This is a genomic window from Staphylococcus sp. McC-251-APC-3A2, from assembly GCF_009695665.1.
In the GTDB taxonomy this organism is placed as follows: domain Bacteria; phylum Bacillota; class Bacilli; order Staphylococcales; family Staphylococcaceae; genus Staphylococcus; species Staphylococcus cohnii.
Map to the genome: position 1 here is coordinate 55,794 of NZ_VUNO01000006.1, position 25,599 is coordinate 81,392.

Here is a 25,599-nt window from a genome sequence, read left to right on the forward strand (position 1 = left end):
ATGAATATTGATAGATTATTGATTAATTTTCTTTATCTTCGTCCTCTTCATCATATTCTTCTTCATCTTCTTCTAAATCTTCATCTTCGTCATCATCTTCATCAATAACGATTTCATTTTCAGGAATTTCTTCGTCCACTTCTTCTTCATCAGGTTCTTCGATTGTCTCTTGGTCATCAGTAACTGCTGGGATGTCATCATCGTCGTCAGCTTCATCTTCACCAAGTAATTTTAATGTCTTATCTTCTTCATCGTCGTCGTCTAAAATGTCGAATTTTTGGATAGTTGGTGCTATTTTTTCTTCAATATCAGCTACTGAATACCAATCACGTAAGCCCCATATATTTTCTCCAACATTTAGGAAACGACCATCTGTATTTAAGTCTGTATAGAATTGAACAATTCTATTCTCAATTTCGTGGTCTTCGTAATGACCTAATGCTTTAAATTCATCAATAATATCATATAAGTTCATTGTATCGCCTTTTTCAAGTAATAATGTATAGGCCATATCAATAAATGATTTCTCGTCAACCATTTCTTTAGTGTAATCTTGAATTCTCATTATTTATTCTTCCTTTCAGAGGCATTTATGCATTTATCCAAATCAGTACTATTCATCTTAAGTAATAATAACAAAAGTAAATTATAAATGACAATCCCTGATTTCGCAAACACTATTAATAATTTATATATTTTTCAAATACAGAAAAATCTTCAGCTGTTTCAATTTCAACAAAATTACTATTTATACATAATGGTTTTAATTCATTATTTTCCCCATAAAGTGTAATCGTTATAAGTTTGATACCTTCAAAATGCTTTCGAATATATGTAGGTAATTGTCTTAACGCACTTTCTGCTATACCATTATGTCTCTCTGATTTATCAACTTCAATTGAATTGATATTCATACGTTGCCCGTGTTGCTCAATTGCTATAAAACCTACTTTATCATCATCTTTCATCATATCAATGATATAAACATCATAAGATGACGTATCTCCATTTGCTGTTAATTTTAAAGAAGACACATGTTTAGAATCTAAATCTAAATAATAGAGACGTTCTTTACCGATAGGCCCTTCTTCTTTCGTAGCAGCATGCATAAAACCTGCACGTTCATATACATTCCATGCACCTTTATTTTCTGCGTCTACGACTAAGTATAAATGATTAAAATTTGGAAATAGCTTTTGGACATATTGTGGCAAATACATCATCATTTTTGTACCATATCCAAACCCTTGAAAGTCTTCATTTACAGATAAAGAACGAACATATATAACCTGTTTAGGTGTATCGTAACCTTCATGTTGATAATATTGATGTAATACAAAGAAACCGACTACTTCGCCTTCATCATTTAAGGCGATGTTAGCCACTCTGTCTTCGTCCTTTAACGCATCATCAAGCACGTCTTTGGGCAAAGAAGAATATATCTGTTGACGCTCGCTCAATTTAAAATGATATAAAGCTGATTTATATTTTTCTTCAAAAACTTGAATTGTAATATTTTCAAATGATTCTTTAATAAACATATTTTATCCCCTATTGTGATTAGCTTTTATTAGTTATTAATACCACTTTTACATTAATATAATCGAAATTTGAACATTTTATCTTATTAGTCTAAGAAACAATTCATGAGCCAATTGACTTCAAACTGATCTTTCACTTGTCCATGCATCGCATTAAAAAATGTTTTAGACAGAGGCATATGAGGGTCTCCTGCTTCACTTAATTTATCATACACTTGTTTTTGAGTAGCCAAATCATCGAAAGTTAAAATAATGTTCGTATTGTCATTGCTCCATTCACGACCATATGTACTGGAAATATGTAATACAACTGTTTCATTAACATGAAGCTCCGCATGTAAGGTTTTCCCGTTTGTTTCATTTAATATTTTTTCGTTACCACCAAACGCATTTTTATAAAATGTAAGAGCCTGTTCTACATCATCTACTTTAATAAACGGGCTTAAATTCATTAAAACCATCCCTTTCAAATTTTCTATAGTTGATTTTCCCTCATTTTATTATAATATAAGTTATAATGTAAATTTTTTTAGGAGGTACACAGATGAAAATAGGCATTGATGCCGGCGGAACACTTATAAAAATTGTTCAGGAGGATAATGGCAATCGACAATATACAACAAAATTAACTACTGAAATTAATGAAGTCATTGATTGGTTAGGACAACAATCATGTGAAAGTATTAGCTTAACAGGTGGTCAAGCTGGAACAATTCAAAATAAGTTAAAATGTGAATCACGTATCTTTGTAGAGTTTGATGCTGCTGCAAAAGGTTTAGAACTCTTGTTAGAAGAACAAGGTCATCATTTAGATAATTACATTTTTACTAATGTTGGTACCGGAACATCACTGCATTATTCAAATGGCGAAAAGCAACAACGTGTTGGCGGTGTTGGAGCAGGTGGTGGTATGATACAAGGCCTTGGTTATTTATTAACTGGATTAAAAGACTACAAACAATTAACAGATACTGCCCAAAAAGGTGAGCGAGAATTTATTGATTTGAAAGTAAAACATATCTATAAAGATAGTGAACCTCCGATTTCAGGTGATTTAACTGCTGCTAATTTTGGGCATGTACTGCATAATTTAGACAAAGATTTTTCAGATTCTGACAAATTAGCTTCATTGATTGGTGTCGTGGGGGAAGTCATTACTACGATGGCTATCACAGTAGCGAGAGAATATGGTACTGAAAACGTAGCTTATATTGGTTCTTCTTTCCATAATAATCATTTACTGAAAGAAGTTGTTAAAGATTATACGATATTGCGTGGTTTCAAACCATTTTATATTGAACACGGTGCCTTTTCCGGCGCATTAGGTGCAATACATCTACAATAAAAATTACCATGACATAAGTATAAAGAATTGAAGTTTCTATACTTATGTCATGGTAAAAAATGGAAACAGTTATTTCATTTGATGGTGACTATTTCTTCAAAATAACTACTTCCATTAGTTCATATATTCATTTACATTAAAACGGTAATTGATCTAATACTTTTTGAGCTGAGACTACAGTGCCTACAACACCTGATTTCAAATCGATTGCTACTGCTTTATCATCATCTCTTAAAATATCTAACCATTCTGCGAAGACTTCACCTTCTATTTCAATGATATCGCATTCTTCAAAGTCTTCATTTCTTACTTTTTCTGCTCTATTTCTAATACTCCACACCGGCATAATATGTGGTTTTTGATGTTCTTCATCACTAATCATGATAAATTGTTTTTCATTTTTATTTGTTAAACCGAACACAACGTCTTCTTTCGCCACATCTATTATAAATTCTTTGAGACGAATTTCATCTAAATCTGACATTAATTCATTTGTAAAATCAATAATATTAACTAAATCACCATCTGTCTGAGATGACGCATTCATCAACACTTCTTCACCTTGTTCAAACATATCATCCATTTCATAAGTTACAAAACGATCAATATCGATTTTTTTAAGCTTATCATAATCGGTGTCATGTTTATTTAAGAAAGTTTCAGCTGTTTCTTTTTGTGTCCAAACACAAATGACGTCCTTTCCTAAAATTTCATGTCTAATTAATTGTTTTGACTTTGTTGCTATATAAAAATATTCATTTACTAGAATATCTTGAAAAAATGAACTTGCTTTATAAGACATAATTACACCTTCAATTCATTAAAATATTTAACTATATTTAAAATATAAATGAGTATATTACTATAGTCAATTAACGTCATACAATAAATATTAAAATTTTAATATATCTATACAATAAACTTAAGTTATCAAATCTTAATTAAATGAAATTTTCACTATATTTCTGATTATATTTTTAATTCTTCTAAAAATTGCTGTTCTAACTTTTCTATATGTTCTTGTGATTGTCCATGCCAAATACATGCAAATCTCGAAGGCACGTTTTCATTTTTATACCAATCGCCATCATAATATGATAGTGGAAATAAGCAACCCATGTTTACATATTTTATAATTGTCTGAAAGAAATGCTCATTATCGTTAGGTGCAATATAACTATAAAACTTTTGATATCCAGATTGCATTAATGGATCTAATAAAAGCATACTTGTCGATCCATTTTGTCTAAAATTCAAATCAATCGCAAATATATCACCATGTTTATCTAATAGTAAATCAAAACCTGCGATTCCAAAATAACCTTTGGCCACGCCTATTTCCATAATTTCTTTGCCAGCTTGGATGACTGATTCAGGTACATCTTGTACATTTTGATTGCCACTATAATGGCCATATTTGTCTGTAATTTGCTCTGATGTTCCAATATAGTGAATTTCCCCGTCCTTTTTACATGCAAATTGCACACAATAATTAGCAATTTCTTGAATTTTTTGTTCAATAATAATTGTGTCAGTTTCTGCTCTTGCTTGTTCAATACGGGATTTTGCTTTAATTAAATCAGCTTCGTCATAACAAATCATCACACCGTAACCACCTGCAGTTGGTAAATCATCACCTGGCTTCAAGACAAAAGGGAATTCCCAATCTGCAATCGCATCTTCGAAATCTTCTATTTTTACCACTTCACGTGCAGGTAAATATTTTTGATTAGTCCATTCTGGAATACGTGCTTTATTATTTAAAGCAACAAAGATATCTTTATCCATAGCGTAATATTCTTTTTCTAAAATAGACTCACTATGAATATATTGAAAATAAATACGTTTATTATCTTGTTTAGCGAGTTTCCTTATTATTTGTTCGTAAGAAGCTTGGTTGTCAAAAGTATAAATATTTGTGGGCATTGGCTTGCCAATCATTTCCAATAATATTTCTAATTTCTTTGTAGCGCTTGCTTTATGAACAATAACAGGCATTTGATCAGCAATAATCAATTCTCTACCAGTCAAGAAATTAGATTGATGTTCTTCCGGTTCTAACCATGGATTTGATATATAAGATGGTCTAGAACTATATACGACATCATCATTGTATAAATCACTAAGTGTTAATTTAGGGCGTTGAGTACTTAGTTTTTTCATTTTTTGTTCCCCTTTATATAGTGGTGCTGTTCAATTATTTCATTTAATTCTGCTTGATTTTCTATTAATTCCAATCCCATTAATGCAAGGACTTTAGCACCTCTTATTAAAGCTTGATCTCCATGAGCACTTCCTGCTGCTTCACGAAAACGATGCGTGTGCCCCACTAAATTCCTAGAACCTATTTTAATATGGGGATGAATCGTTGGCACAACGTGACTTACATTACCCGTATCTGTCGAACCAAAACCAAAATCATCATCTATGACCGCTTCTCCCATTTTCGTCGCATATTTTGCAAATAAATCATCTAATTTAGGCGTCTTAATAAATTCATTGACACCATTTTGTATAGGGCCAAATTCAAAGTCGCAACCTGTTTGAATTGCAGCACCTTTTGCAATTTGCCCTACTCTATCAGTTAATATATCTAATTCTTTACGTGATGTTGCACGTGTATAAAAACGCGCATGAGTATAGTCTGGAATAATATTAGCAGCTTTTCCGCCATCTAATATAACACCATGAACCTTTTGACTTTTTTTGATATGTTGTCTTAACTGAGCTACACCATTAAAATACGCAATCATTGCATCTAAAGCATTTCTTGCTTCTTCAGCATTTTCAGAAGCATGCGTACTTTTACCATAAAATTTAATATCTAAAACATCTACCGCTAATGTATTAATAGTTTTATAAGTTTCATTACCTGGATGAACCATTAAAGCAACATCCATTTCATCTACAATACCTTCTTTAACGTAAGCAGCTTTTGCGCTACCATTGACACCGCCCTCTTCGGCTGGACAACCAAGTATTACTACTTTTCCGCCTGTTTGTTCAATCACTTGCTTCAAAGCTATACCAGCAAATGTACTTGCCGTACCTATAATATTATGACCACAGGCATGTCCTAGACCTGGTAAGGCATCATATTCTGCTAAAAATCCAATGGTTGGACCATCGATGTCTGAATCATAACGCGCAATGAAACCCGTAGCATAACCAGCAATGTTGGTTTCAACTTCAAAATCATGCTTTTCCAAATCTTCAATTAACGTTTTTGAAGCAAATATTTCTTCATTGCCTAATTCAGGTCTTTGATGGATGAGGTGGCTCATCTCTATGTATGATAATTTTTCATTTTCTATATAATCTAATATGTTTTGTTCATGTGTCATTTTCAATACAACTCCCTTGTACTACAACATTTTACACGTATTATTATTAAACTTATAAAAATGCATGTTCAATACTAAACGTGCAAAATACATTTTGATTATTACTTATTCTATCCGTTTTGATTAATTCTGTCATTATTTTTCTGAAATTTTAAAAAATGATAATTCCTTCTGTTTTCTAAAATTTATAGAAATTGTAAATACCACTACGTATTGTTACAATTATGATAATTATTATTTTAGGAGGACATCGTATGCCAAAAATGAACGTTGAAAGTTTTAATTTAGATCATACCAAAGTAGTAGCACCATTTGTTCGACTTGCAGGTAAAATGGAAGGTGCTAATGGGGATGTTATCCATAAATATGACATTCGTTTCAAACAGCCCAATAAAGAACATATGGAAATGCCTGGTTTACATTCATTAGAACACTTAATGGCTGAAAATATTAGAAATCATTCAGATAAAGTGGTTGATATCAGTCCAATGGGTTGTCAAACTGGATTTTATGTATCTTTTATAAATCACAGTGATTATGACGATGTGTTAAATATCATTGAAAAAACACTTCAAGATGTATTATCTGCTACAGAAGTTCCTGCGTGTAATGAGGTACAATGTGGTTGGGCTGCTAGCCATTCATTAGAAGGTGCAAAAGAAATTGCACAGACATTTTTAGATAAAAGAGATCAATGGCATGATATTTATGGTGAGGATAAATAATATCTAATTACCATTATAAAGTAAGATATCAAAAATCGAATTTATTAAAAAAGGTTAAGATAAAAGGCTGAGACAATTAATTCGTCTCAGCCTTTTTAATGTTTCCAACTTTAAACATACATGCTCGTCAGAAATCTATTGTGGTAAGGAATGAAGATGCGATCTCCCACTTATATTATTCCACCGATGATTCATATGTTTCAACATCGCTATAATTATTGTAATTTGTAAAAAATGATATTTTCGTATAATTCTAGCACTTTCAAGTTTTTATCGTAACCATGATATATAAAACAGCGTAAACGCCAATTTCTAATTTAGCTCAATAGAAATTGACGTTTACGCTTTTACTGTAACATTTCAAACACTTATCGTTTTATAATTTATAAACCAGTCACACAACGATTGATTGTTTATTTTATAATTTGTTCACAACTTTTATCAGGACAAATTGTAGTGGGATTCTACTGTATAACAAACTTTCTGGTAGTTGTTTGTCACCTAGTGGCAATTTTTTTCTAGCCATATAAATATTTGCTGGTAATACAGCTAATAAAAATATATTAATCATTTTCTTTAGGCATAGGCTTGGTCTATTCACTATTAAAAGTATTCCAAAAATCATTTCAACAAATCCAGAAATGATAACAGCCGATTTTCTAAACGGTAAATAATCAGGCACAATTTTTCTAAAGCGCGACTCATGTTTAAAATGTAAGACACCGATGGTCATGAAGCCGCAACCTAATATTAGGCTTAATAGTCGTTTCACTTATCGACACCCATTTCTTTCAAATAGCTTCGACCAAATTCTGGTAATTTAACGCCAAAATTATCCGCTATAGTAGCACCTATAGAACTAAAGGTATCATCCATAGATAACTCATGATAATCATTTATTTTAGGACTAAACATAAGGACTGGGATATATTCTCTTGTATGATCAGTTCCTGGTGCTGTAGGATCATTGCCGTGATCTGCAGTAATAATGACTAAGTCATCATCCTTTAGATGTTTGATAAGTTCTGGTAAACGCTCGTCAAAATCTTTTAACGCCTCAGCGTAACCGTCTTTATCACGTCGATGTCCATACAGTGCATCAAAATCCACTAAATTCAAGAAACTTAAACCTTTAAAGTCACGTTGTACAGTTTCTATTAGTTTATCCATACCATCCATATTATTTTTAGTTCGAATTGCTTCAGTGACACCTTCACCATCGTAAATGTCATTGATTTTCCCTAAAGCAATCACATCAAATTGATTATCTTTCAACTCATTCATCACTGTTCGTCCAAATGGTTTTAACGCATAATCATGTCGATTAGAAGTTCTTGTAAAAGCACCTGGTTCACCGACATATGGTCGCGCAATAATTCGACCAATTAAATATTTTGGATCTTTTGTTAATTCTCTTACTTTTTCACAAATATCATACAATTCTTCAAGTGGAATAATATCTTCATGTGCCGCAATTTGAAGCACTGGATCTGCTGATGTATAGACGATCAGGTCCCCAGTTTTCATCTGATGTTCGCCCCACTCATCAATAATTTGTGTGCCGGAAGCAGGTCTATTTGCAACTACTTTACGACCTGTCATTGTTTCAATTTCACTAATCAGTTCTTGTGGAAAGCCATCAGGATAAACTTTAAAAGGTTGCATAATATTTAATCCCATAATTTCCCAATGACCGGTCATTGTATCCTTGCCTACAGAAGCTTCACTCATCTTAGTATAAAACGCGGCAGGTTTAGACACTTTTTCAATATTAGGTAAAGCGGCAATATTACCTAGACCTAAGCTTTGTAAATTAGGTAATGATTTATCAAAATCTTCTAGCGTATGCTTCAAAGTGTGACTGCCTTCATCATTAAAGGCTTTTGCGTCAGGTCCTTCGCCTATACCCACTGAATCCATGACAATTAAATGCACCCTCTTAAATGGTATCGTCATCATTCCATCTCCTATTCAGTAATTATTTTATGAATCAACGTAGGAACTTCACCTTGTGAACTAATCGCAATACTTTGATTTAATTTTTCCTTAACATCATCAATTTGCTCACGGTTACTATGAATCGTTAATAAAGCTTCGCCTTCATCAACTGAATCTCCTACTTTTTTGTGCAAGACAATACCTACACTTAAATCAATATCGTCTTCTTTAGTTTGTCTTCCTGCACCTAACATCATAGATGCAACACCGATTTCATTGGCTATAATTTCAGTTACAGTACCTGTTTTTTGCGAAAGCAAATCAATTTGATAGCGTGCTTGTGGTAGTTTATTGACATCATCAACGACAGAACCATCACCATCTTGATTTTCTAAAAATGTACGGAAACTTTCTAGCGCTGAACCATCTTGAATTGCTTTTTCTAATAATGTTTGAGCCTCATCTAAATCTTTAGCTTTACCGCCAACAACTACCATTTGCGAACCTAAAGTCATAACTAGCTCAGTTAAATCTTTTGGACCTTGACCTTTCAATGTTTCGATCGCCTCTTTAACTTCTAAGGCATTACCTATTGCATTACCTAATGGTTGACTCATGTCTGAAATAATCGCCATCGTGTTTCGGCCAACATTATTACCAATACTAACCATCGCATGTGCGAGTGCTTCAGCATCTTCGATTGTTTTCATAAAGGCACCGTTACCAGTTTTTACATCCAATACAATAGCATCAGCGCCAGCAGCAATTTTTTTACTCATAATAGAAGATGCAATCAGTGGTATTGAATTAACTGTTCCAGTCACATCACGTAAGCCATAAAGCTTTTTGTCTGCCGGTGTTAAATTCCCAGTTTGTCCTATTACAGCTACTTTTGCTTCATTTACAAGTTCAACAAATTTATCTTCACTAATTTCAACGTGAAACCCTTCAACTGATTCTAATTTATCAATTGTGCCGCCAGTATGACCTAATCCTCTACCACTCATCTTAGCCACAGGAACACCAACAGAAGCTACTAATGGAGCTAATACTAGTGTAGTTGTATCACCAACACCACCTGTAGAATGTTTATCAACTTTAATCCCATTAATCGCTGATAAATCAATCACGTCACCTGAATTAACCATTGCCATTGTAAGTGCTGCTCTTTCTTGGTCATTCATATCCTGGAAAAAAATTGCCATCGCTAAACTCGACGCTTGATAATCTGGTATTTCACCGCTGGTATAAGCATTAATAAAGAATTCTATTTCTTCATTTGTTAAAGCTTGACCATCACGTTTCTTTTCAATAATATCTACCATTCTCATTTGAGTTGGCCTCCCCCTATTAGACATTTATGTCTTTATATGTCTCATTTTAAACTTAAAGATAGTGATTAATAATCTGAATTACTTTCTAATCCTTGGATGATTTGTACACCTGCACTAGCGCCAATTCGAGTCGCACCAGCTTCTAGCATTTTGTTGAAATCTTCTAAGTTTCTGACACCACCTGAAGCCTTAACTTCTAAAGCATCTCCGACTGTATCTTTCATTAACTTAACATCCTCAGGTGTAGCTCCACCACCGCCAAATCCAGTTGATGTTTTCACAAAGTCTGCGCCTGCTGCTTTGCTTAACTCACAAGCTTTTACTTTTTCATCATCAGTTAAAAGGCAAGTTTCAATAATTACTTTCACTGTCTTACCGTTTGCTGCTGCTACAACACCTTCAATATCTTTTTGAACTTCGTCATAACGTTCATCTTTTAAGGCACCAATATTGATAACCATATCTACTTCTGATGCGCCATTTTTAATAGCATCTTCAACTTCAAACACTTTCACTTCAGTATTTGTAGCACCTAATGGGAAACCAATTACTGTACATACTAACACGTCAGTGTCTTGTAATTTATCTGCTGCGTATTTTACATGCGTTGGGTTAATACATACTGATTTAAAATGGTACTCAATTGCCTCATCAAGAATTTTATCGACTTGGTCTCTTGTAGACTCCGGTTTTAGTAAAGTGTGATCTATATATTTTGCATAATTCATTCTAATTCCTCCTAAAATATTATCTGTATGAAATTATTCTCATTCTTGAAAGTCATTACTATTCTAAAAAATTAATAACATCACAACAAGTGCTTTACCTCTATATTACAAAAATTCGCAAAAATAATAAACAAATGTTATCTTTATTTTGATAAAAGAATTTAAAGGAGAAGAAGTCTATGACAAAATCTACACCACATATTCAACCTAATGGAGTTAAAATTGCTAAAACTGTTTTAATGCCTGGCGATCCCTTAAGAGCAAAATATATTGCTGATAATTATTTGGAAGATGTAAAACAATTTAATGAAGTTAGAAACATGTTTGGTTATACAGGTACTTACAAAGGAAAAGAAGTTTCTGTAATGGGTTCTGGTATGGGTATTCCAAGTATTGGTATTTATTCATATGAACTATATAATTTTTTCAATGTCGACACAATCATACGAATTGGTTCATGTGGCGCTTTGCAAGAAAATGTTAACTTATATGACATCATAATTGCTCAAGGTGCTTCTACGAACTCTAGTTATGTAGAGCAATATAATATTCCTGGACATTATGCACCTTTAGCTGATTTTGACTTAATGTTAAAAGCGAAACAAAAAGCAGACGAAATTGGTGCTACTACACATGTTGGTAATATTCTTTCTTCAGATACATTTTATAATGCTGATCCAACATTTAACGAAAAATGGCAACGTATGGGCATCTTAGGTATTGAAATGGAATCAGCTGCTTTATACTTAAATGCAACTTATGCTAATAAAAAAGCATTAGGTGTCTTCACAGTAAGTGATCATATTTTACGTGACGAAGCAACAACTGCAGAAGAACGTCAAAACTCATTTACTCAAATGATGGAAATTGCGTTAGAAATTGCTGAATAATATTTGAACATGTTTAGCTTACTCACAAAATAAAACAGCTTGGGATTAAAAATTATAATCCCAAGCTGTTTTTGCACAATTTTACTAAAATTACTGAACACAAAATTTTATAATGCTCATGTATGAAGTATCTAGCTTTTATGTTCTTATAGCTTTATCTATATTTTTATTTTCCTAAATAAGATTTTAACATCCAATTATGTTTGTCAATATTTGTTTGCATACCGATAAACATATCTTCTGTTACATCATCTTCAGCTTTAGAAGCTACTTCAATCGCTTCTCCTAATTGTTTAGAAATATTATCAAAATCTACTGATAATGCTTCAACCATTTGTTCAGCTGTATAGCCTTTGCCAGCTTCATCTATAATTGATAACTCTAAACTTTCTTTCAATGTTCCTACTGGATTACCGCCTACTGCTAAAATACGTTCTGCTAAATCATCTATATATTGACTTGCTTCATCATATAATTCTTCAAATTTTGTGTGTAGTGAGAAGAAATTTGGCCCTTTTACATACCAATGAAAATTGTGTAATTTGGTGAATGCAACTGTCCAGTTTGCTACTTGCTGATTTAATACTTTTACAACTTCTTCATTATTTTTTGACATATCAAAAATCTCTCCTTTTAATTGTTGTCCTAATTAAGCGACAATCGATTTTCTATTACAATAATTATTATATTATAATAATTATAATCTGTAAAGTGATTCCCTCTTCTAAATTATAATTATTATAATTTAGAATGTAGCTTAATTATCTACTTACATTATACCCTGAATCATACGCTTTAATCTAGTTCTTTTCTGTATGGCATTGCACCTTGAGCGCCTAATCCTGTAACTGAAAAACTAGCAGCTAAATTGGCAAAATTAACCGCTTCTTCTAATGACCTATTTTCAATTAGTGCAACTGCTAATGCCCCATTAAATGTATCTCCGGCGCCTGTAGTATCAACTACTTGTTTTTTATACCCTTTTACAAGTTGTTGAGAATCACTGTAAAACAATGCCCCCGAAGCGCCTTTAGTTACAATTAATTTTTCAGGATACATCATTAAAGCTTTATCAACCTTATTTTCAAATAATAATTCACTTTCTGATTCATTTGGTGTCAACCAATTAACTTTTTCAATTATTTCTTTGTCTAATGCACGAAATGGTGCAGGATTTAACATTACTCTCATTTCATGTTTTTGTGCAAAGTCCACTACTTCTTTTATGGTCTCTGCCGGTATTTCATGTTGCATTACAATAATATCGCCAGCTTCAAAAAATTCAAGTTTTGGAATTACTTTATCTGTCGTTACATAATTATTTGCTGCCGGCACTACAATAATACGATTATCATCATCAAATAACGTTATATGGGCAGTTCCAGACGCTTCATTTTCAATAACATCCATATACGCTGTATTTACATTGTTGTTGTTAAGATTTGAAAGTATTTGCTGGCCATTATCATCATCGCCTACAGCTCCAATCATATAAACATGATTGCTTAAACGCGCAGCCGCAACAGCTTGGTTAGCACCTTTACCTCCAGGATTTGTAAAAAATGATTCTCCCATTACAGTTTCTCCTACTTTAGGTAAAATATCTGTTTTCACCACTAAATCGATTGATGCGCTACCAATCACAATTATGTTCCCCATATTCTTTTCCTCCATCTATTCAATCAATCAATAAAAAATGATCGTTCATAATCATTAGGTTTGTGCCAATGTGTTTTCCACATTCTATTTCTATTATCTGCAAAAAGTTGATAACCAAAATCTCTCAGAAATTTAGGCGTTAAATATAATAATAAACCAATCCATTTATAATTTGTTAAGGATGAAATCAGTGATGCTATTGCATCCGACTTATATTTAAATTGATCTCCTTCTTGCAAAATAACACTATCGTGTTGCTGTGTTTCAGGATAATTGGCAAACATATTTTGAGCTGTAGCACCTTGAAGTTTTGCAAATTGGTAACGACTAGACAACCCATTTTGTATAAGCCAAATTGCGTAATTATAACAGTATACACAATTACCATCGTAATAAATTATTGGCATACGTTCATCTCCTTTTTATGATTAGTTATCATAAAATATAAATTATTTATTCACAGTTATATTATATCCTAAAATGATAAAAATAAATCATGATATGAATTATCTTATTATGTATCACTAAATATTACATTTATATACAAAAAAGGATGAGACAGAAATCTAATTTTATTAAAAAGATTTCGTCGTCCCACTCCGGCAAGGATGACCAGCATTGAAAATGTATAAAATGATAACCTGAGCTGAAGTTCAGTCATCTTCTGACAATATATAAGCGTCTGGGGCACATCAATGATGCCCCAGACGCTTTTTCGTAATTTTAATCTTGATTAACCTTAACAATTCTTGTGTACTTTAAAAATTGTTCAGTATATTTTTGCTTTATATCATTTATGCTATCGTACGTGATACCAACGATATGCCAATTCGGATTAAAATGATAAAATGAGTCTTTTTTTCTGGACCACTTCACCATGCTACCGTCCCTATTATATCTTGGCAGTGTCATTTCATAACCTTCTAAAACGTTAATATATGTTTGAAAAATGTCTGGGTCTATACGATTAAAATTATCTATGACTAGATAACTTTTATCATTTCTTGGCATAAGATTAGTAATGAAGCCCTCTCTATAATACAAAGCACCAGCCTCATTTGGTAAATACTTACCATAAAGCATGTCTTCTGTAAAATCTGGATGACCTGCTGTAATTACTGGATTAGCATTCGTCTTTTGTAACAAGTTTTCTGCAGCTTTTAAACCTTCACCTTTATCAACTACTAACAGAATAAATGGTTTTATATCCTCATCATCTGTTTTATCGATAACACCTTGACTTTTAACCGCTTCAAATTGAGATTTCATGCCATCATTTTCGCTCATTTCAAGAATTGCATCAAACTGTGTGCGTGACATGCTCGCAATAGCTTGTTTTGCATTTTCTTGTAAATAATATAAATTTTTCAATTTGGGGTGTTTATTTAAAGTACTCAATGTTACAGGTTCGATTTCTTTTTCAAAATAAACTTCTATCGCAGTACTGTTTGTGCGACCAGGGATTGGAGATTTTTCATGTAAATGTTGACTTACTTCACCTACACCAATCACTGATTGTTCTCTATATTTATTATAAAAAACGAGTTGATCACCAATTTCAAGCTGTTTATAAAAATGGTATCCATTTCGTTTAATGCCATTATATGTGTGTGTAAACAAGGTATTATAAGAATTGGGTTCGAATTCTTGTTCCTCTGATATAAAGAAATATCTAGGTATTTTCGTTTCGCCTTTACCTAAACTCACGATTAAGTCAAATTCATCTTTTGTAATTTGATTAAACAATGTTTCTTTCATATTAGTAATTCGAAATTCTAATTGTTCACTTCTTTTTAAGTAATCAGCAGTTAATGGTTTCAATTGTTCTAATAACTGAAAATGCACGCGAATTTTATTTTGTGCACCTGTTTGTACACTAGTGATTTCACCAAATCCTAGTAAACCAGTATCCATCTGTACTTGATAAAATACAACTTTATCTCCTACTTTAGCTTGTTTAAAAGATCGGAAACCTTGTGACGGATTAAATTGTGCACCTGATTCAAATAATGTTGTTTGACCCACTAATGGTTCGTTATGATTCCAGCGATTATATCCGCAATTCAACCAAAAATAACTTGTTTCCTCTGCCATTTAGATACTCCTTATCTCATATAAAAAATTCTATTTTCTCATTATATTTAAAAATCAGTTCTCAAACAATGATTATAATAAATTAATCAATTTCATTGATATTAAACTTGTTATTATTACTACTATCCAAGTCACTAAACCTAATAAAATCGGCTTTGCACCAGCCTGTTTAAACTGTTTGAAATCTACATTTAATCCTATACCTGCCATTGCCATCGTTATTAAGAATAATGATATTTGTTGGAATATATGAATAACTGTAGGTGAAAAATTAAAAATTGTACTAATCAGTGAAGCTACAACAAACCAAACAATAAACCATGGAAATATTTGTTTAACCGATGTGCCTGTTTGTTTTGATTTTTCTTTAAGTATCGTTCTATATGTAAAAAATAATACTACTGGAATAATCATTAATGTACGTGTCAGTTTTACGATAGCACCAGTTTCTAAAGCCTTACTTCCGTAATTAGATGTGGCAGCAATAACACTAGATGTATCGTTAATTGCCGTACCCCCAAAATAGCCAAAAGCAGTTTGGCCCATGTTCATTAAATGACCAAGTGGTGGGAATATAAAAACTGCTATTAAATTGAATAAAAATATAGTTGAAATTGCGAAAGCTACTTCATTTTCTTTAGCTTTGATGACTGGGCTTGTAGCAGCAATTGCAGAGCCACCACAGATAGAAGTACCGACACCAATCAAAATACTAAGATTTTCATTAATTTTAAATATTTTCATCAATATAAACACGATTATAAATGCTGCTAATAAAGTTATGATTATAATTGGTAAAGATTTCCAACCAATTGAACCAATAGATTGAAAACTCAATGTAAAACCAAGAACAATAATACTATAATGCAATATTTTTTTACTACTAAATTGGATACCGGCACGATATTTTTTTGGGATTTCAATAAAATTATTTAAAAGAATACCTATAACAATTGCAAATATTGCACTTCCTATTATTGGAAATTTACTTCCCATAATCGTTGCAATAAGTGCAATAATAAATGTCATCAGTATACCTCGAGATTTCGACATTTAGCCCACCTCCAATTTAAATTCTATTTTACCATAAATAATTTATCGCTAAAGAATATTTTATAATCTTTTAATTATAATCACTAATATCCATTCCGTTAAAAATAAATTTGATTTAGTTAATGACGCAAATGATTTTTTACATATAAAAAAAGTACCTTTTACTTCAAAAGTAAAGATACTAAATTTATTGACTATTGAACCATCGTCAATGCACCCAAAATTGGCATTAAATTAATGAGTACACCACCAAGTTTTAATAATCCATTTATTTCTTTGTTAGGTATCGTAATTAATGCAGCAATGATACCAATTGCACCAATGATAACTGGTAAGAAAAATGAAGGAAAAATAGGTATTTTTAAAAATATTCCCGCACCAGCTAATAAACCGCAAATTAATGATACATATAAATACTTATACATTTTGAAACACTCCGTTTTTTTATCTATAAATAACTTATAATTAATTCATAATTCCCTTCAAAAATTGTATCTAAATCGTCTGAAGTTAGTATGAAATTTTGACCTTGTGTTACATCATAAATGTCACCATCAACAATGACTTGTCCAGAACCTTTTAATACGGAAACTAAAACAAATTCTCTAGGTTTCATATAATTTAATGTACCAGATATTTCCCACTTAACCATTGTAAAAAAATCATTTGAAACAAGTTGGATACGTTTATGATTTTCAACAATTTCGTTGTCTGTTGCTATATTAATATTTTCTTGAGTAACTTCGATGACTTCTTTCGCTTTTGCTTGATTCAATCCTCTGCGATCATGTGCTGCCTCTTCTCTATCAAAATCATAAACTCTATATGTGACATCAGAAGATTGCATTGTTTCATACACAAGTACACCAGCCCCTATAGAATGAATCGTGCCTGCTGGTATAAAATAAAATTCACCTGGTTTGACTTTAACTTTATTAAATAAATTTTCATAGTCTGTTTCATCGATTTGATCAACTGCAGTATCTTTACAATCTACGTTCACACCATATATGATTTCTGCGCCCTCTTCAGCATCTATAATATACCAACATTCTGACTTACCATATTGTCCGTTTTCGTTTTCATAAGCGTAGGCGTCATCAGGATGCACATGAATCGATAATGATTCCTTAGCATTTACAATTTTTGTCATTAACGGAAACTCTTGACTCGGAAAATCACCAAACAATTCCCGATGATTTTTCCATACCATATCTAATGTTTGTCCTTTGTATGGTCCATTCAACACTTCACATCTTCCATTTGGGTGTGCTGAAATCCCCCATGCTTCTCCAATATTTTCAGCGGGCAAATCATAACCGAGTGATTTCAACTTTGTGCCACCCCAAATTTTCTCATGTAATACTGGTTTTAAAAATAATGGCATTCACCACACCTCCAAACTTAGTTTTTATATTGTTTAATCTGATATATACAATTTAGAAAAAGATAAAATTATACTATTTATATTACATTTTAAAATTAATTTTACAGAACTATTGAAATTGTATCACATATCTTAATGCTTTATAAACTGTCACTTCAACGTTTGGTCATATTCAAATCATTAATTATTATATCAATACGTTTAATAGACGTATAGTTAAATTAATGCTACCCCATTCCATTCAACTAAATTTGACAATAAAATTATTCAATTGTCATAAATTTTTTAAAATAAAGACTTGCCTTCGCAACATTTTTAACATTATAATGACACTAGAGTCTTCAAAGGACTCATATTCTTTTACATATAAGGTAATAAATTATGATTATTTTGACCAGATGATCACTGTTCAAAATATAAAATTTGCAAAAAAGCCCAAACTATTGTAGTTTGGGCTTTTTATTCCTTGAAATTTAATTATATGTGCATATACTTTAAGAACTTGGAAAGCATTAAACTAAATTTGAAGATTATAAGTATCTTACGTTCTAAAATCTATTTTTCTTTGAAGTTAGCTAAAATTGTTTCTTTAACTTCTAATAAATGTGTCTCCATGGCTTTAACAGCTTCTACATCATCTTTGTTAGCAATTGCATTATAAATGACTACATGTTCCTCTAATAATTTATTCATTGTTTTTTGTTTACTATAAATAAATATTTTTCTTGTTTCTTTCATAGAATCTTGCATAAGTTCAGATATATTATTAAGTAATTCAACTAACAAAGAATTGTTACCAGCTTTTGCGATTAATAGATGAAATTCTAAATCAGCTCTTTCTCCTGATGTACCATCTGTTATTGCTTCCCCCATTCGATTCAAAGCCTTTTCCAAATCAACTAAGTTCTCTTCTGTACGGTGACATGCAGCCATTTTGACGGTTGCACTTTCAACAATCTCTCGTAACTCTAATAATTCTTTTATCTGAACTAACGAATTAAATTTATCTCCTAATTCAAAAAAAGTCGGTTCAATTTGCTTTACAAATGTTCCATAACCTTGTTTTATTTCCAATACACCTATCGTTCTTAATGCATTTAAAGCTTCTCTTACCGAAGCCACACTCACACCATATTCTTTACTGAGTTTTTGTATAGATGGTATTTTATCTCCAACTTGATAATTTCCAGATTTGATGCTTTCCAATAAAGTATCTGCAACTTGTTCATAAATTTTAGTGTTTGAAATCTTCATAGTTACCTCCAAACGATATCTATTATTGTATCAAATTTTCATCATAAAATTTATTAAAATAATAGATATTTCAATTAAAAATGGACCAAATTACATTAATTTGTAAATTGGCCCACATTTGTAACTATCGATTATTTATTTTTAAAGCTATCTAAAGCTTGTGATATTTCTACATCTCCACTAATAATTTGGAATTCAGTATTTAAATAGTCGTCACTTGTGACAACTTCATTGAGGACTGAAGCAACATCTTCTCGTGGAATTGAACCTCTGCCTTCAAAAAAGGCACCTACTTCAATTTTGTTTGTACCATCATCATTTAATAAAGCACCTGGATGTACAATCGTATAAGGTACTGATGCTTGTTTTAAGTATTCATCAGCATAATGTTTGGCAATTGTATATGGTTTCAAATCTCCACTTGCGTCAAATGCTTCTCTTCTAGAATCATATGTTGACACCATCACAAATTGTTTCGCATTATTTACCTCACTTGCTTTAATAGCTTTAACAGCACCATCTAAGTCTACAATAATTGTTTTATCGGCACCTGTACTACCTCCTGAACCAACGGAAAATACTACACGGTCAAAGCCTTTAAATTTTTCAGTTAAAGTTTGAACATCATCTGACTCAACATCAATTAAAGTTGCTTTGATATTCTGTTCTTTCAGTTGTTCAACTTGTGATTCTTTTCTAACTCCAGCGGTAAAATCTACCTCTTTTTCTTTTAACTGTTCTATTAAGTGATGACCAACGCCACCATTTGCGCCAATAACTAAAATACTCATATTGGTACCTCCTTATCGAGTTCATATTAAAAGTCTACCACTTTTATAAGAATTTAAAACAAATATGCATTTTCAATTGACATATTGGCACAATAACATTAATATATGAATATATATTAATATCTTCATATGATAGGAGGGTTAAATTTATGAATACGCCAATAAATACCGAAACTTTAGAGCATGTAACTGATATTTTCAAAGCGTTAAGTGAGAGGAATCGTATACGCATCATGCATTTATTATCACAAAATTCTAGCAGTGTAGGTCATATTGCGCATACTTTAAATATGGGGCAATCTAATGTGTCGCATCAGTTACGCATATTAAAACAAGCCCACCTAATCAAATCTAACCGCGAAGGCCAATCAATGATATATTCAATTGATGATACACATGTGACTGATTTATTGAAACAAGCAATTCATCATGCAAATCATAAACTATAATGAAAGGTGTGAACTTATATGTCACAACATCACGAACACAATCACACACACAACCATACACATGGTCATGTACACACCAATAATAAAAAAATCTTACTTATTAGCTTTTTAATTATTGGTATATTTATGATAGTTGAAATCATCGGAGGTTTTTTAGCACATAGCTTAGCATTATTATCAGATGGTTTACACATGTTTAGCGATTCTGTTTCATTAGGTGTAGCATTATTAGCTTTTATTTATTCTGAAAAACATGCTACTCAATCTAAGACTTTTGGCTACAAACGCTTCGAAATATTAGCAGCATTATTTAATGGTGTGACATTATTTGTTATCGGCATTTTTATCATCATAGAAGCAATCGATCGTTTCTTTAATCCAATAGCGGTAAAATCTACAGAAATGTTTATCATCAGTGTAATTGGCCTCATTGTTAATATCGTTGTTGCTTCTTTTATGTTTAAAGGTGGAGATACAGATCATAATATAAACATGCGTGGCGCTTTTCTCCATGTAATTGGAGACTTATTAGGTTCTGTCGGAGCAATTGTAGCAGCTATTCTTATTTGGTCATTTAATTGGACTATTGCAGACCCAATTGCAAGCATTATCGTCTCCCTACTTATTATTAAAAGTAGTTGGGGCATAACGAAATCATCTATTAATATTTTGATGGAAGGTACACCAAGTGATGTCGATATGGATGAAATCATTAACGCTATTACAAGTGAAGTGCAAATAAAAAATGTACACGATTGTCATATATGGACTATTTCTAATGAAATAAATGCTTTAAGTTGCCATGCAGTAGTACCTAATGACATGACAATCGAAGAAGGCGAACAACTTTTAAACCAACTTGAACATCGCTTAACACATTTAAATATTCAACATATGACGATACAATTTGAAACAGAATATCATAATCATGACAGCAATACCTTATGTTCAGCAATTTATACAGAAAAATAACGTGAGTTAAAAAAGTAAAAAGTGACTAGATTTTAAAGCTTGAAACAAGCAGTATCATTCAATCTAGTCACTTTTATGATTTTAATCACTATTAAAATATATAACAAATCCGAAACATTTTACACATTATAAAAACTTATCAAATATCAGTTCTTTAGCTGGCACTTGTTTTTCTTTAAAACCTCTTATAAATTCTTCATTATCATAAGGAACTTTAACTCGTTCAAATGAAAATTCATTTTCTTCGATAGTAACAATACCATATACCGCGTATGCGCCGTTATTTAATCCAACAGAACCAGGATTAAAATAAACCTTAGATTTATCATCAAACAAATGAACTGTATGATTATGACCGAAAATAATTAAATCAGCCTCTTTATCTTCAAAAAGTGATTTTATATTTTCTTCAGTAGGTTCAACAATAGGACTAAATGGCTGGCCATCAATCGGCGTATTCAATTTATCGTTTGGAATTTCGTAATGGATGAACATGACTTTTTTATGATTCATTGTTTTTTCAATAACACGAGGTAAAGCATTTAATTTATCGTAATAATCTTCGTCTAAGTGACTTTCAATCCATTGGTGGTGTTCATAAAATTTATCTTTTAAGTCTTCAGGATAAGGCGTATCGTTAACAATTGACATCACCGCTTCATCATGATTACCTGCAATAATTTCCATATCATCTCTTTCGAATATTTCATCAAGAACTTTATTTGTTTCATGGCCTACACCAATATTATCGCCTAAGTTATATATTTTATTTATATCTTTTCTTCTATCAATATCATCCAATACTGTATCTAACGCATCAAAATTGCCATGTACATCAGTAAGAATTGCAAATTTCATGATGATATCTCCTTTCAACATTTTCTCATTTGGTCATTTTAACATTTTATAGCCATTTTGTTACCTATTAATTTTAAAATCTCTAATTTTTTGATAGCATATGCTTATCACTAAAAAGGAGTGCTTAAAATTTGTTTAAATTTCATAAACTAGCATTACAAAATGCAAAACCGCAAAATGCTAAAATTTTACTATTCACAATTGTAAGTTTTATCATATTGTTTGCTTTGACTGTACTAACTTTTATACCAGTTCAACCAGCAATATATAAATTTTTAATGTCAATGGCAATGCAACAACCTATTGGAAGTGCATTAATTACATTGATACTAGCAATATTAATTCCATTAGTGGTTTTTATATTTGCAGGATATCAACTTATTGCTGGAACTATATACACTATAGACAATGCAATTAATAAAGACAAGGTTAAATTCAAAGATTTATTTTCAATATTTAAAAAGGGTAAATATGCTAAATCATTAAAATTATCTTTAATCACATTATTAAGTATTATTATTATATTATTACTTAATCTTTTAATAAGTAAGCTATTGCAATTAGGAATTGTACAATTATTCACTGCATTACAAGGACCGTTAAGCAGTTCTGATCATGCACTTGGATTGTCATTAACATTCCAAATTATTGCAGCTACTTTACAAGTATTTATATTGTCATTTGTCTATTGGTTCTTTACAATCCTAATCATCAACTTTACACTAGCCTTTGTTAAAGAACCTAATAGAGGTGCTTGGTCTTCTGTAAAACGTGGCTTTAAAGCTATTAAAAACGGAAATAAAACTTGGTTTAAATTTTATCTAGGTATATTACTATTAAATTTACCTGTTATAATCTTAGCAAATCCGGTGAGTCAGTTAGTTTCAATTAGTACCGGTGGTATTTCACAAACATTAGCTATGACTATTATCTATATTGTGTCAGTAATTGTTATAATAATTAGATTGATTGTTTATTACACAAACTTATTAGCAATTATTCAATACTACAATAAAAATGGCGAGAACATTGATAAATCAGAAGTCAAAAAATCAAAAGCTTCTAAGCAATCTGATCAAACATCTAAAGTAACTAATAGTGTTAATCACACAACTGAGAAAGCTACTGATGAAGTTAATCACACAACTGAGAAAGCTACTGATGAAGTTAACCACACAACTGAGAAATCTACTGATAAAGTTAATCAAAATACCGATCAGTTTACAGATAACACAAAAGAAAAAACTACAGACATCAAAGATCAAATGAATAATAAAGATAAATAATATATTGGAATATAAATTGCAAAAGGACTAATCCGCAATAAGTGGATTAGTCCTTTTTAAATTGTAATTATGATACTACTTAATTTTTTATGCTTATACTCAAACGATTTTCTTATCGTTACAGAATGTAATTAGTAAATTTTCAGTATCAAAAAAGACACTTCATCTCATTTAATAACCATTATTAACCGAGAGAAGTGTCTTTTTAATCAATTCATCTATGCATACAGATTATAATAAATGCTTTTTCAAGTATAATGCAGCACCATTTTCTTCATTTGTGAATGAAGTGACATCATCTGCTAAAGCTTGAATTTCTGGTCGAGCATTCTTCATCGCCACAGTATAATTGCCAAACGCAAACATCGCTCTGTCGTTATCACTGTCACCAATGACTAACGTTTCTTCTTGTTTAATGCCAAAGTAGTCTATCATTTCTTTAATTCCAGTTCCCTTATCAATGCCAAAAGCCATTGTTTCTGCGTTAAAGCGCGATGAATTAGATACACTGATTTGAAGTGTCGTTTGGTCATCGATTAACTGGTTTCGAAATTGAGTAATCTTATCATAATCTGGCGAAAATAAATAAATTTTTGAAAATGACGTGTCAGGGATACTTGTTTTCCAACTTACTTTTTCAACGATAGATTCTCTTCTGGATGTCCATTCACTGTATCCTACGTTTTCAGGTGGTGTTGATTGTTTAAACATTGCTTCTGCCCACGCTTGACCTTCATTAAGAATAATTCGATTACCGTCAAAAGGAAAAACTTCATAATAAATTGCTTGTGCTTTTGCTCTTTTCACAATTTCATTTACCGTATCAAATGTTAAACTATGTTTAAAAATAGTTTCATTGTGAACGACACCATTAGTACCGTTAGAACTAATAATACCATCCACTTTAAAATTTTCTGGTACAAGGTAATGAATCTCATCATGTGCTCTACCAGTAGCTAAAAATACTTTATAACCATGATTTCTTAATGTTTGAATAATCTCTGTCGTTTCTTTATCTACACGATTATCTTTATGTAAAATTGTACCATCCATATCTAAAAATATTGCTTTAACATTTTTCATGTAATTAAAATCCTCCATCATATGTTATCATATTAAATTATGGCACTTTATCTATGTTTCTGCAATGTCTCCATCTTTTAAAAACAATGTGTATCGCCCATTGTTACATGCTATGTTGACATTTCTTTTAAAGAAATCGCTCAATGTTGTACTATTAAGAATTTCAGATATTTGACCTTGTTTAAAAGGTTGCCCATTTTTCAATAAAAACCCATAATCAATATCTTGTGTAATTTCTTCTACAAAATGCGTTACATAAATCACTGCTAATTTAGGATTTTGCTTATACAATTGTGTCAGCGCACTTAATAAATCTTCTCTTGCAATAAAATCTAAACCTGAAGCTGGTTCATCTAAAATTAAAAGTTTAGGGTTCCCCATCAACGCTCTTGCTATCAACACTTTTTGACGTTCTCCAGTAGAAAGATAACCATAATATTGATTTTCAAATTGAGCGATTCCCATTTGTTTTAAATATTGTTTAGCCAAATCTATGTATTGTTGTTGTACATCTTGAAACAGACCGATTGACTTAAATATCCCACTAATTACAACATCTATAACAATTTCACCATCCTGAAATCGATCCATTAAACTACTAGATACAAATCCAATTTGTTGGCGTACATTTTCAGCAGAATACCCTTTTTTACCAGGCTCCATACCAAATAAAGTCATTTCACCAGATGTGTTTGGCTCATATGCATTTAAAATATTTAATAGTGTAGTCTTACCTGCGCCATTTAAACCATAAAGCATCCATTTTTCTCCCTCATTGATTTGCCAACTCACTCCTTGAACAATTTCTTTTCCATCTTTTCTTCTTGCTATATTGTTCAAATCAATTAGCATATATATATCCCCCTTT

General features: G+C 31.5%; 28 protein-coding genes. 6 read left to right on the top strand and 22 right to left on the bottom strand.

The window, feature by feature from the left end:
* Positions 1-22 precede the first annotated feature (22 nt).
* The 3 genes from rpoE to FYJ81_RS11405 all read right to left on the bottom strand — a co-directional run bounded on the left by rpoE (position 23) and on the right by FYJ81_RS11405 (position 1,993).
* A complete protein-coding gene (gene rpoE, locus FYJ81_RS11395; protein ID WP_107384759.1) occupies positions 23-565 on the bottom strand; it encodes a DNA-directed RNA polymerase subunit delta in 543 nt (180 codons plus the stop codon).
* Positions 566-680: 115 nt separating this feature from the next.
* A complete protein-coding gene (locus FYJ81_RS11400) occupies positions 681-1,541 on the bottom strand; it encodes a GNAT family N-acetyltransferase (RefSeq protein ID WP_107384760.1) in 861 nt (286 codons plus the stop codon).
* An 86-nt stretch (positions 1,542-1,627) separates the two neighbouring features.
* Complete coding sequence (locus FYJ81_RS11405; RefSeq protein WP_181187764.1) at positions 1,628-1,993, bottom strand: VOC family protein; 366 nt, start codon at positions 1,991-1,993, stop codon at positions 1,628-1,630.
* A 92-nt stretch (positions 1,994-2,085) separates the two neighbouring features.
* Here FYJ81_RS11405 and coaW point away from each other — a divergent pair, with 92 nt between their 5' ends.
* The gene (gene coaW, locus FYJ81_RS11410; RefSeq protein WP_019468276.1) at positions 2,086-2,886 is read left to right on the top strand and encodes a type II pantothenate kinase; all 801 of its coding nucleotides are present in this window, start codon (positions 2,086-2,088) and stop codon (positions 2,884-2,886) included.
* 136 nt (positions 2,887-3,022) lie between these two features.
* Here coaW and FYJ81_RS11415 read toward each other — a convergent pair whose 3' ends face one another.
* From FYJ81_RS11415 to FYJ81_RS11425, 3 genes are all read right to left on the bottom strand, one after another.
* Positions 3,023-3,688, bottom strand: coding sequence for a DUF2750 domain-containing protein (locus FYJ81_RS11415; RefSeq protein ID WP_154409663.1), 666 nt, complete (start codon positions 3,686-3,688; stop codon positions 3,023-3,025).
* Between the two features lie 167 nt (positions 3,689-3,855).
* Positions 3,856-5,049, bottom strand: a complete 1,194-nt coding sequence (gene ldmS, locus FYJ81_RS11420; protein WP_107384763.1) for an L-aspartate--L-methionine ligase LdmS — start codon at positions 5,047-5,049, stop codon at positions 3,856-3,858.
* Entirely contained in the window at positions 5,046-6,230 is a 1,185-nt protein-coding gene (locus FYJ81_RS11425) for a M20 family metallopeptidase (RefSeq protein ID WP_154409664.1), read from the bottom strand. Before FYJ81_RS11425 ends, ldmS begins: the two co-directional genes overlap by 4 nt.
* 254 nt (positions 6,231-6,484) lie before the next feature.
* Between FYJ81_RS11425 and FYJ81_RS11430 the strand changes: the two genes are divergently transcribed.
* On the top strand, positions 6,485-6,955 hold the full coding sequence (locus FYJ81_RS11430) for an S-ribosylhomocysteine lyase (protein WP_107384765.1): 471 nt from the start codon (positions 6,485-6,487) through the stop codon (positions 6,953-6,955).
* A gap of 418 nt (positions 6,956-7,373) precedes the next feature.
* On the opposite strand, the gene FYJ81_RS11435 is transcribed toward FYJ81_RS11430, so the two are convergent.
* From FYJ81_RS11435 to deoC, 4 genes are all read right to left on the bottom strand, one after another.
* Positions 7,374-7,688 (bottom strand): DoxX family protein, encoded by a 315-nt coding sequence (locus tag FYJ81_RS11435; protein ID WP_154409672.1) that lies wholly within the window; start codon positions 7,686-7,688, stop codon positions 7,374-7,376.
* Positions 7,689-7,723: 35 nt separating this feature from the next.
* Positions 7,724-8,911 (bottom strand): phosphopentomutase, encoded by a 1,188-nt coding sequence (gene deoB, locus FYJ81_RS11440; RefSeq protein WP_107384767.1) that lies wholly within the window; start codon positions 8,909-8,911, stop codon positions 7,724-7,726.
* 11 nt (positions 8,912-8,922) lie between these two features.
* Complete coding sequence (locus FYJ81_RS11445; RefSeq protein WP_107384768.1) at positions 8,923-10,224, bottom strand: pyrimidine-nucleoside phosphorylase; 1,302 nt, start codon at positions 10,222-10,224, stop codon at positions 8,923-8,925.
* A gap of 68 nt (positions 10,225-10,292) precedes the next feature.
* Positions 10,293-10,955, bottom strand: coding sequence for a deoxyribose-phosphate aldolase (gene deoC / locus FYJ81_RS11450; RefSeq protein ID WP_154409665.1), 663 nt, complete (start codon positions 10,953-10,955; stop codon positions 10,293-10,295).
* A 179-nt stretch (positions 10,956-11,134) separates the two neighbouring features.
* On the opposite strand from deoC, the gene deoD reads away from it, so the two are divergent.
* Positions 11,135-11,845 (top strand): purine-nucleoside phosphorylase, encoded by a 711-nt coding sequence (gene deoD / locus FYJ81_RS11455; protein WP_019468267.1) that lies wholly within the window; start codon positions 11,135-11,137, stop codon positions 11,843-11,845.
* Positions 11,846-12,011: 166 nt separating this feature from the next.
* Here the strand turns inward: deoD and FYJ81_RS11460 are convergent, their stop codons facing one another.
* The 9 genes from FYJ81_RS11460 to FYJ81_RS11500 all read right to left on the bottom strand — a co-directional run bounded on the left by FYJ81_RS11460 (position 12,012) and on the right by FYJ81_RS11500 (position 20,083).
* Entirely contained in the window at positions 12,012-12,461 is a 450-nt protein-coding gene (locus FYJ81_RS11460; protein ID WP_107384769.1) for a Dps family protein, read from the bottom strand.
* A 179-nt stretch (positions 12,462-12,640) separates the two neighbouring features.
* Positions 12,641-13,504: a ribokinase gene (gene rbsK, locus FYJ81_RS11465; RefSeq protein WP_154409666.1), complete on the bottom strand. Its 864-nt coding sequence runs from the start codon at positions 13,502-13,504 to the stop codon at positions 12,641-12,643.
* A 23-nt stretch (positions 13,505-13,527) separates the two neighbouring features.
* Positions 13,528-13,911: a thiol-disulfide oxidoreductase DCC family protein gene (locus tag FYJ81_RS11470; RefSeq protein ID WP_107384771.1), complete on the bottom strand. Its 384-nt coding sequence runs from the start codon at positions 13,909-13,911 to the stop codon at positions 13,528-13,530.
* Between the two features lie 316 nt (positions 13,912-14,227).
* Positions 14,228-15,598, bottom strand: a complete 1,371-nt coding sequence (locus FYJ81_RS11475) for an EVE domain-containing protein (protein WP_107385353.1) — start codon at positions 15,596-15,598, stop codon at positions 14,228-14,230.
* A gap of 72 nt (positions 15,599-15,670) precedes the next feature.
* Entirely contained in the window at positions 15,671-16,651 is a 981-nt protein-coding gene (locus tag FYJ81_RS11480) for a YeiH family protein (RefSeq protein ID WP_107385905.1), read from the bottom strand.
* A gap of 194 nt (positions 16,652-16,845) precedes the next feature.
* Complete coding sequence (locus tag FYJ81_RS11485; protein WP_019467689.1) at positions 16,846-17,076, bottom strand: hypothetical protein; 231 nt, start codon at positions 17,074-17,076, stop codon at positions 16,846-16,848.
* Between the two features lie 23 nt (positions 17,077-17,099).
* Positions 17,100-18,038: a type I phosphomannose isomerase catalytic subunit gene (locus FYJ81_RS11490; protein WP_154409667.1), complete on the bottom strand. Its 939-nt coding sequence runs from the start codon at positions 18,036-18,038 to the stop codon at positions 17,100-17,102.
* Positions 18,039-18,593: 555 nt separating this feature from the next.
* Complete coding sequence (locus FYJ81_RS11495; RefSeq protein ID WP_107384888.1) at positions 18,594-19,292, bottom strand: FadR/GntR family transcriptional regulator; 699 nt, start codon at positions 19,290-19,292, stop codon at positions 18,594-18,596.
* A 131-nt stretch (positions 19,293-19,423) separates the two neighbouring features.
* On the bottom strand, positions 19,424-20,083 hold the full coding sequence (locus tag FYJ81_RS11500; RefSeq protein ID WP_107384889.1) for an NAD(P)-binding oxidoreductase: 660 nt from the start codon (positions 20,081-20,083) through the stop codon (positions 19,424-19,426).
* Between the two features lie 149 nt (positions 20,084-20,232).
* Here FYJ81_RS11500 and FYJ81_RS11505 point away from each other — a divergent pair, with 149 nt between their 5' ends.
* Both FYJ81_RS11505 and czrB read left to right on the top strand, forming a co-directional pair.
* Positions 20,233-20,532: an ArsR/SmtB family transcription factor gene (locus FYJ81_RS11505; RefSeq protein ID WP_107384890.1), complete on the top strand. Its 300-nt coding sequence runs from the start codon at positions 20,233-20,235 to the stop codon at positions 20,530-20,532.
* An 18-nt stretch (positions 20,533-20,550) separates the two neighbouring features.
* A complete protein-coding gene (gene czrB, locus FYJ81_RS11510) occupies positions 20,551-21,504 on the top strand; it encodes a CDF family zinc efflux transporter CzrB (RefSeq protein WP_107384891.1) in 954 nt (317 codons plus the stop codon).
* A 126-nt stretch (positions 21,505-21,630) separates the two neighbouring features.
* Here the strand turns inward: czrB and FYJ81_RS11515 are convergent, their stop codons facing one another.
* On the bottom strand, positions 21,631-22,362 hold the full coding sequence (locus FYJ81_RS11515) for a metallophosphoesterase family protein (protein ID WP_107384892.1): 732 nt from the start codon (positions 22,360-22,362) through the stop codon (positions 21,631-21,633).
* A gap of 131 nt (positions 22,363-22,493) precedes the next feature.
* Here FYJ81_RS11515 and FYJ81_RS11520 point away from each other — a divergent pair, with 131 nt between their 5' ends.
* Positions 22,494-23,648: a hypothetical protein gene (locus tag FYJ81_RS11520; RefSeq protein WP_154409668.1), complete on the top strand. Its 1,155-nt coding sequence runs from the start codon at positions 22,494-22,496 to the stop codon at positions 23,646-23,648.
* A 231-nt stretch (positions 23,649-23,879) separates the two neighbouring features.
* Here FYJ81_RS11520 and FYJ81_RS11525 read toward each other — a convergent pair whose 3' ends face one another.
* Both FYJ81_RS11525 and FYJ81_RS11530 read right to left on the bottom strand, forming a co-directional pair.
* On the bottom strand, positions 23,880-24,731 hold the full coding sequence (locus tag FYJ81_RS11525) for a Cof-type HAD-IIB family hydrolase (RefSeq protein ID WP_154409669.1): 852 nt from the start codon (positions 24,729-24,731) through the stop codon (positions 23,880-23,882).
* Positions 24,732-24,782: 51 nt separating this feature from the next.
* On the bottom strand, positions 24,783-25,583 hold the full coding sequence (locus tag FYJ81_RS11530) for an ABC transporter ATP-binding protein (protein WP_107384895.1): 801 nt from the start codon (positions 25,581-25,583) through the stop codon (positions 24,783-24,785).
* Between the last annotated feature and the right edge of the window lie 16 nt (positions 25,584-25,599).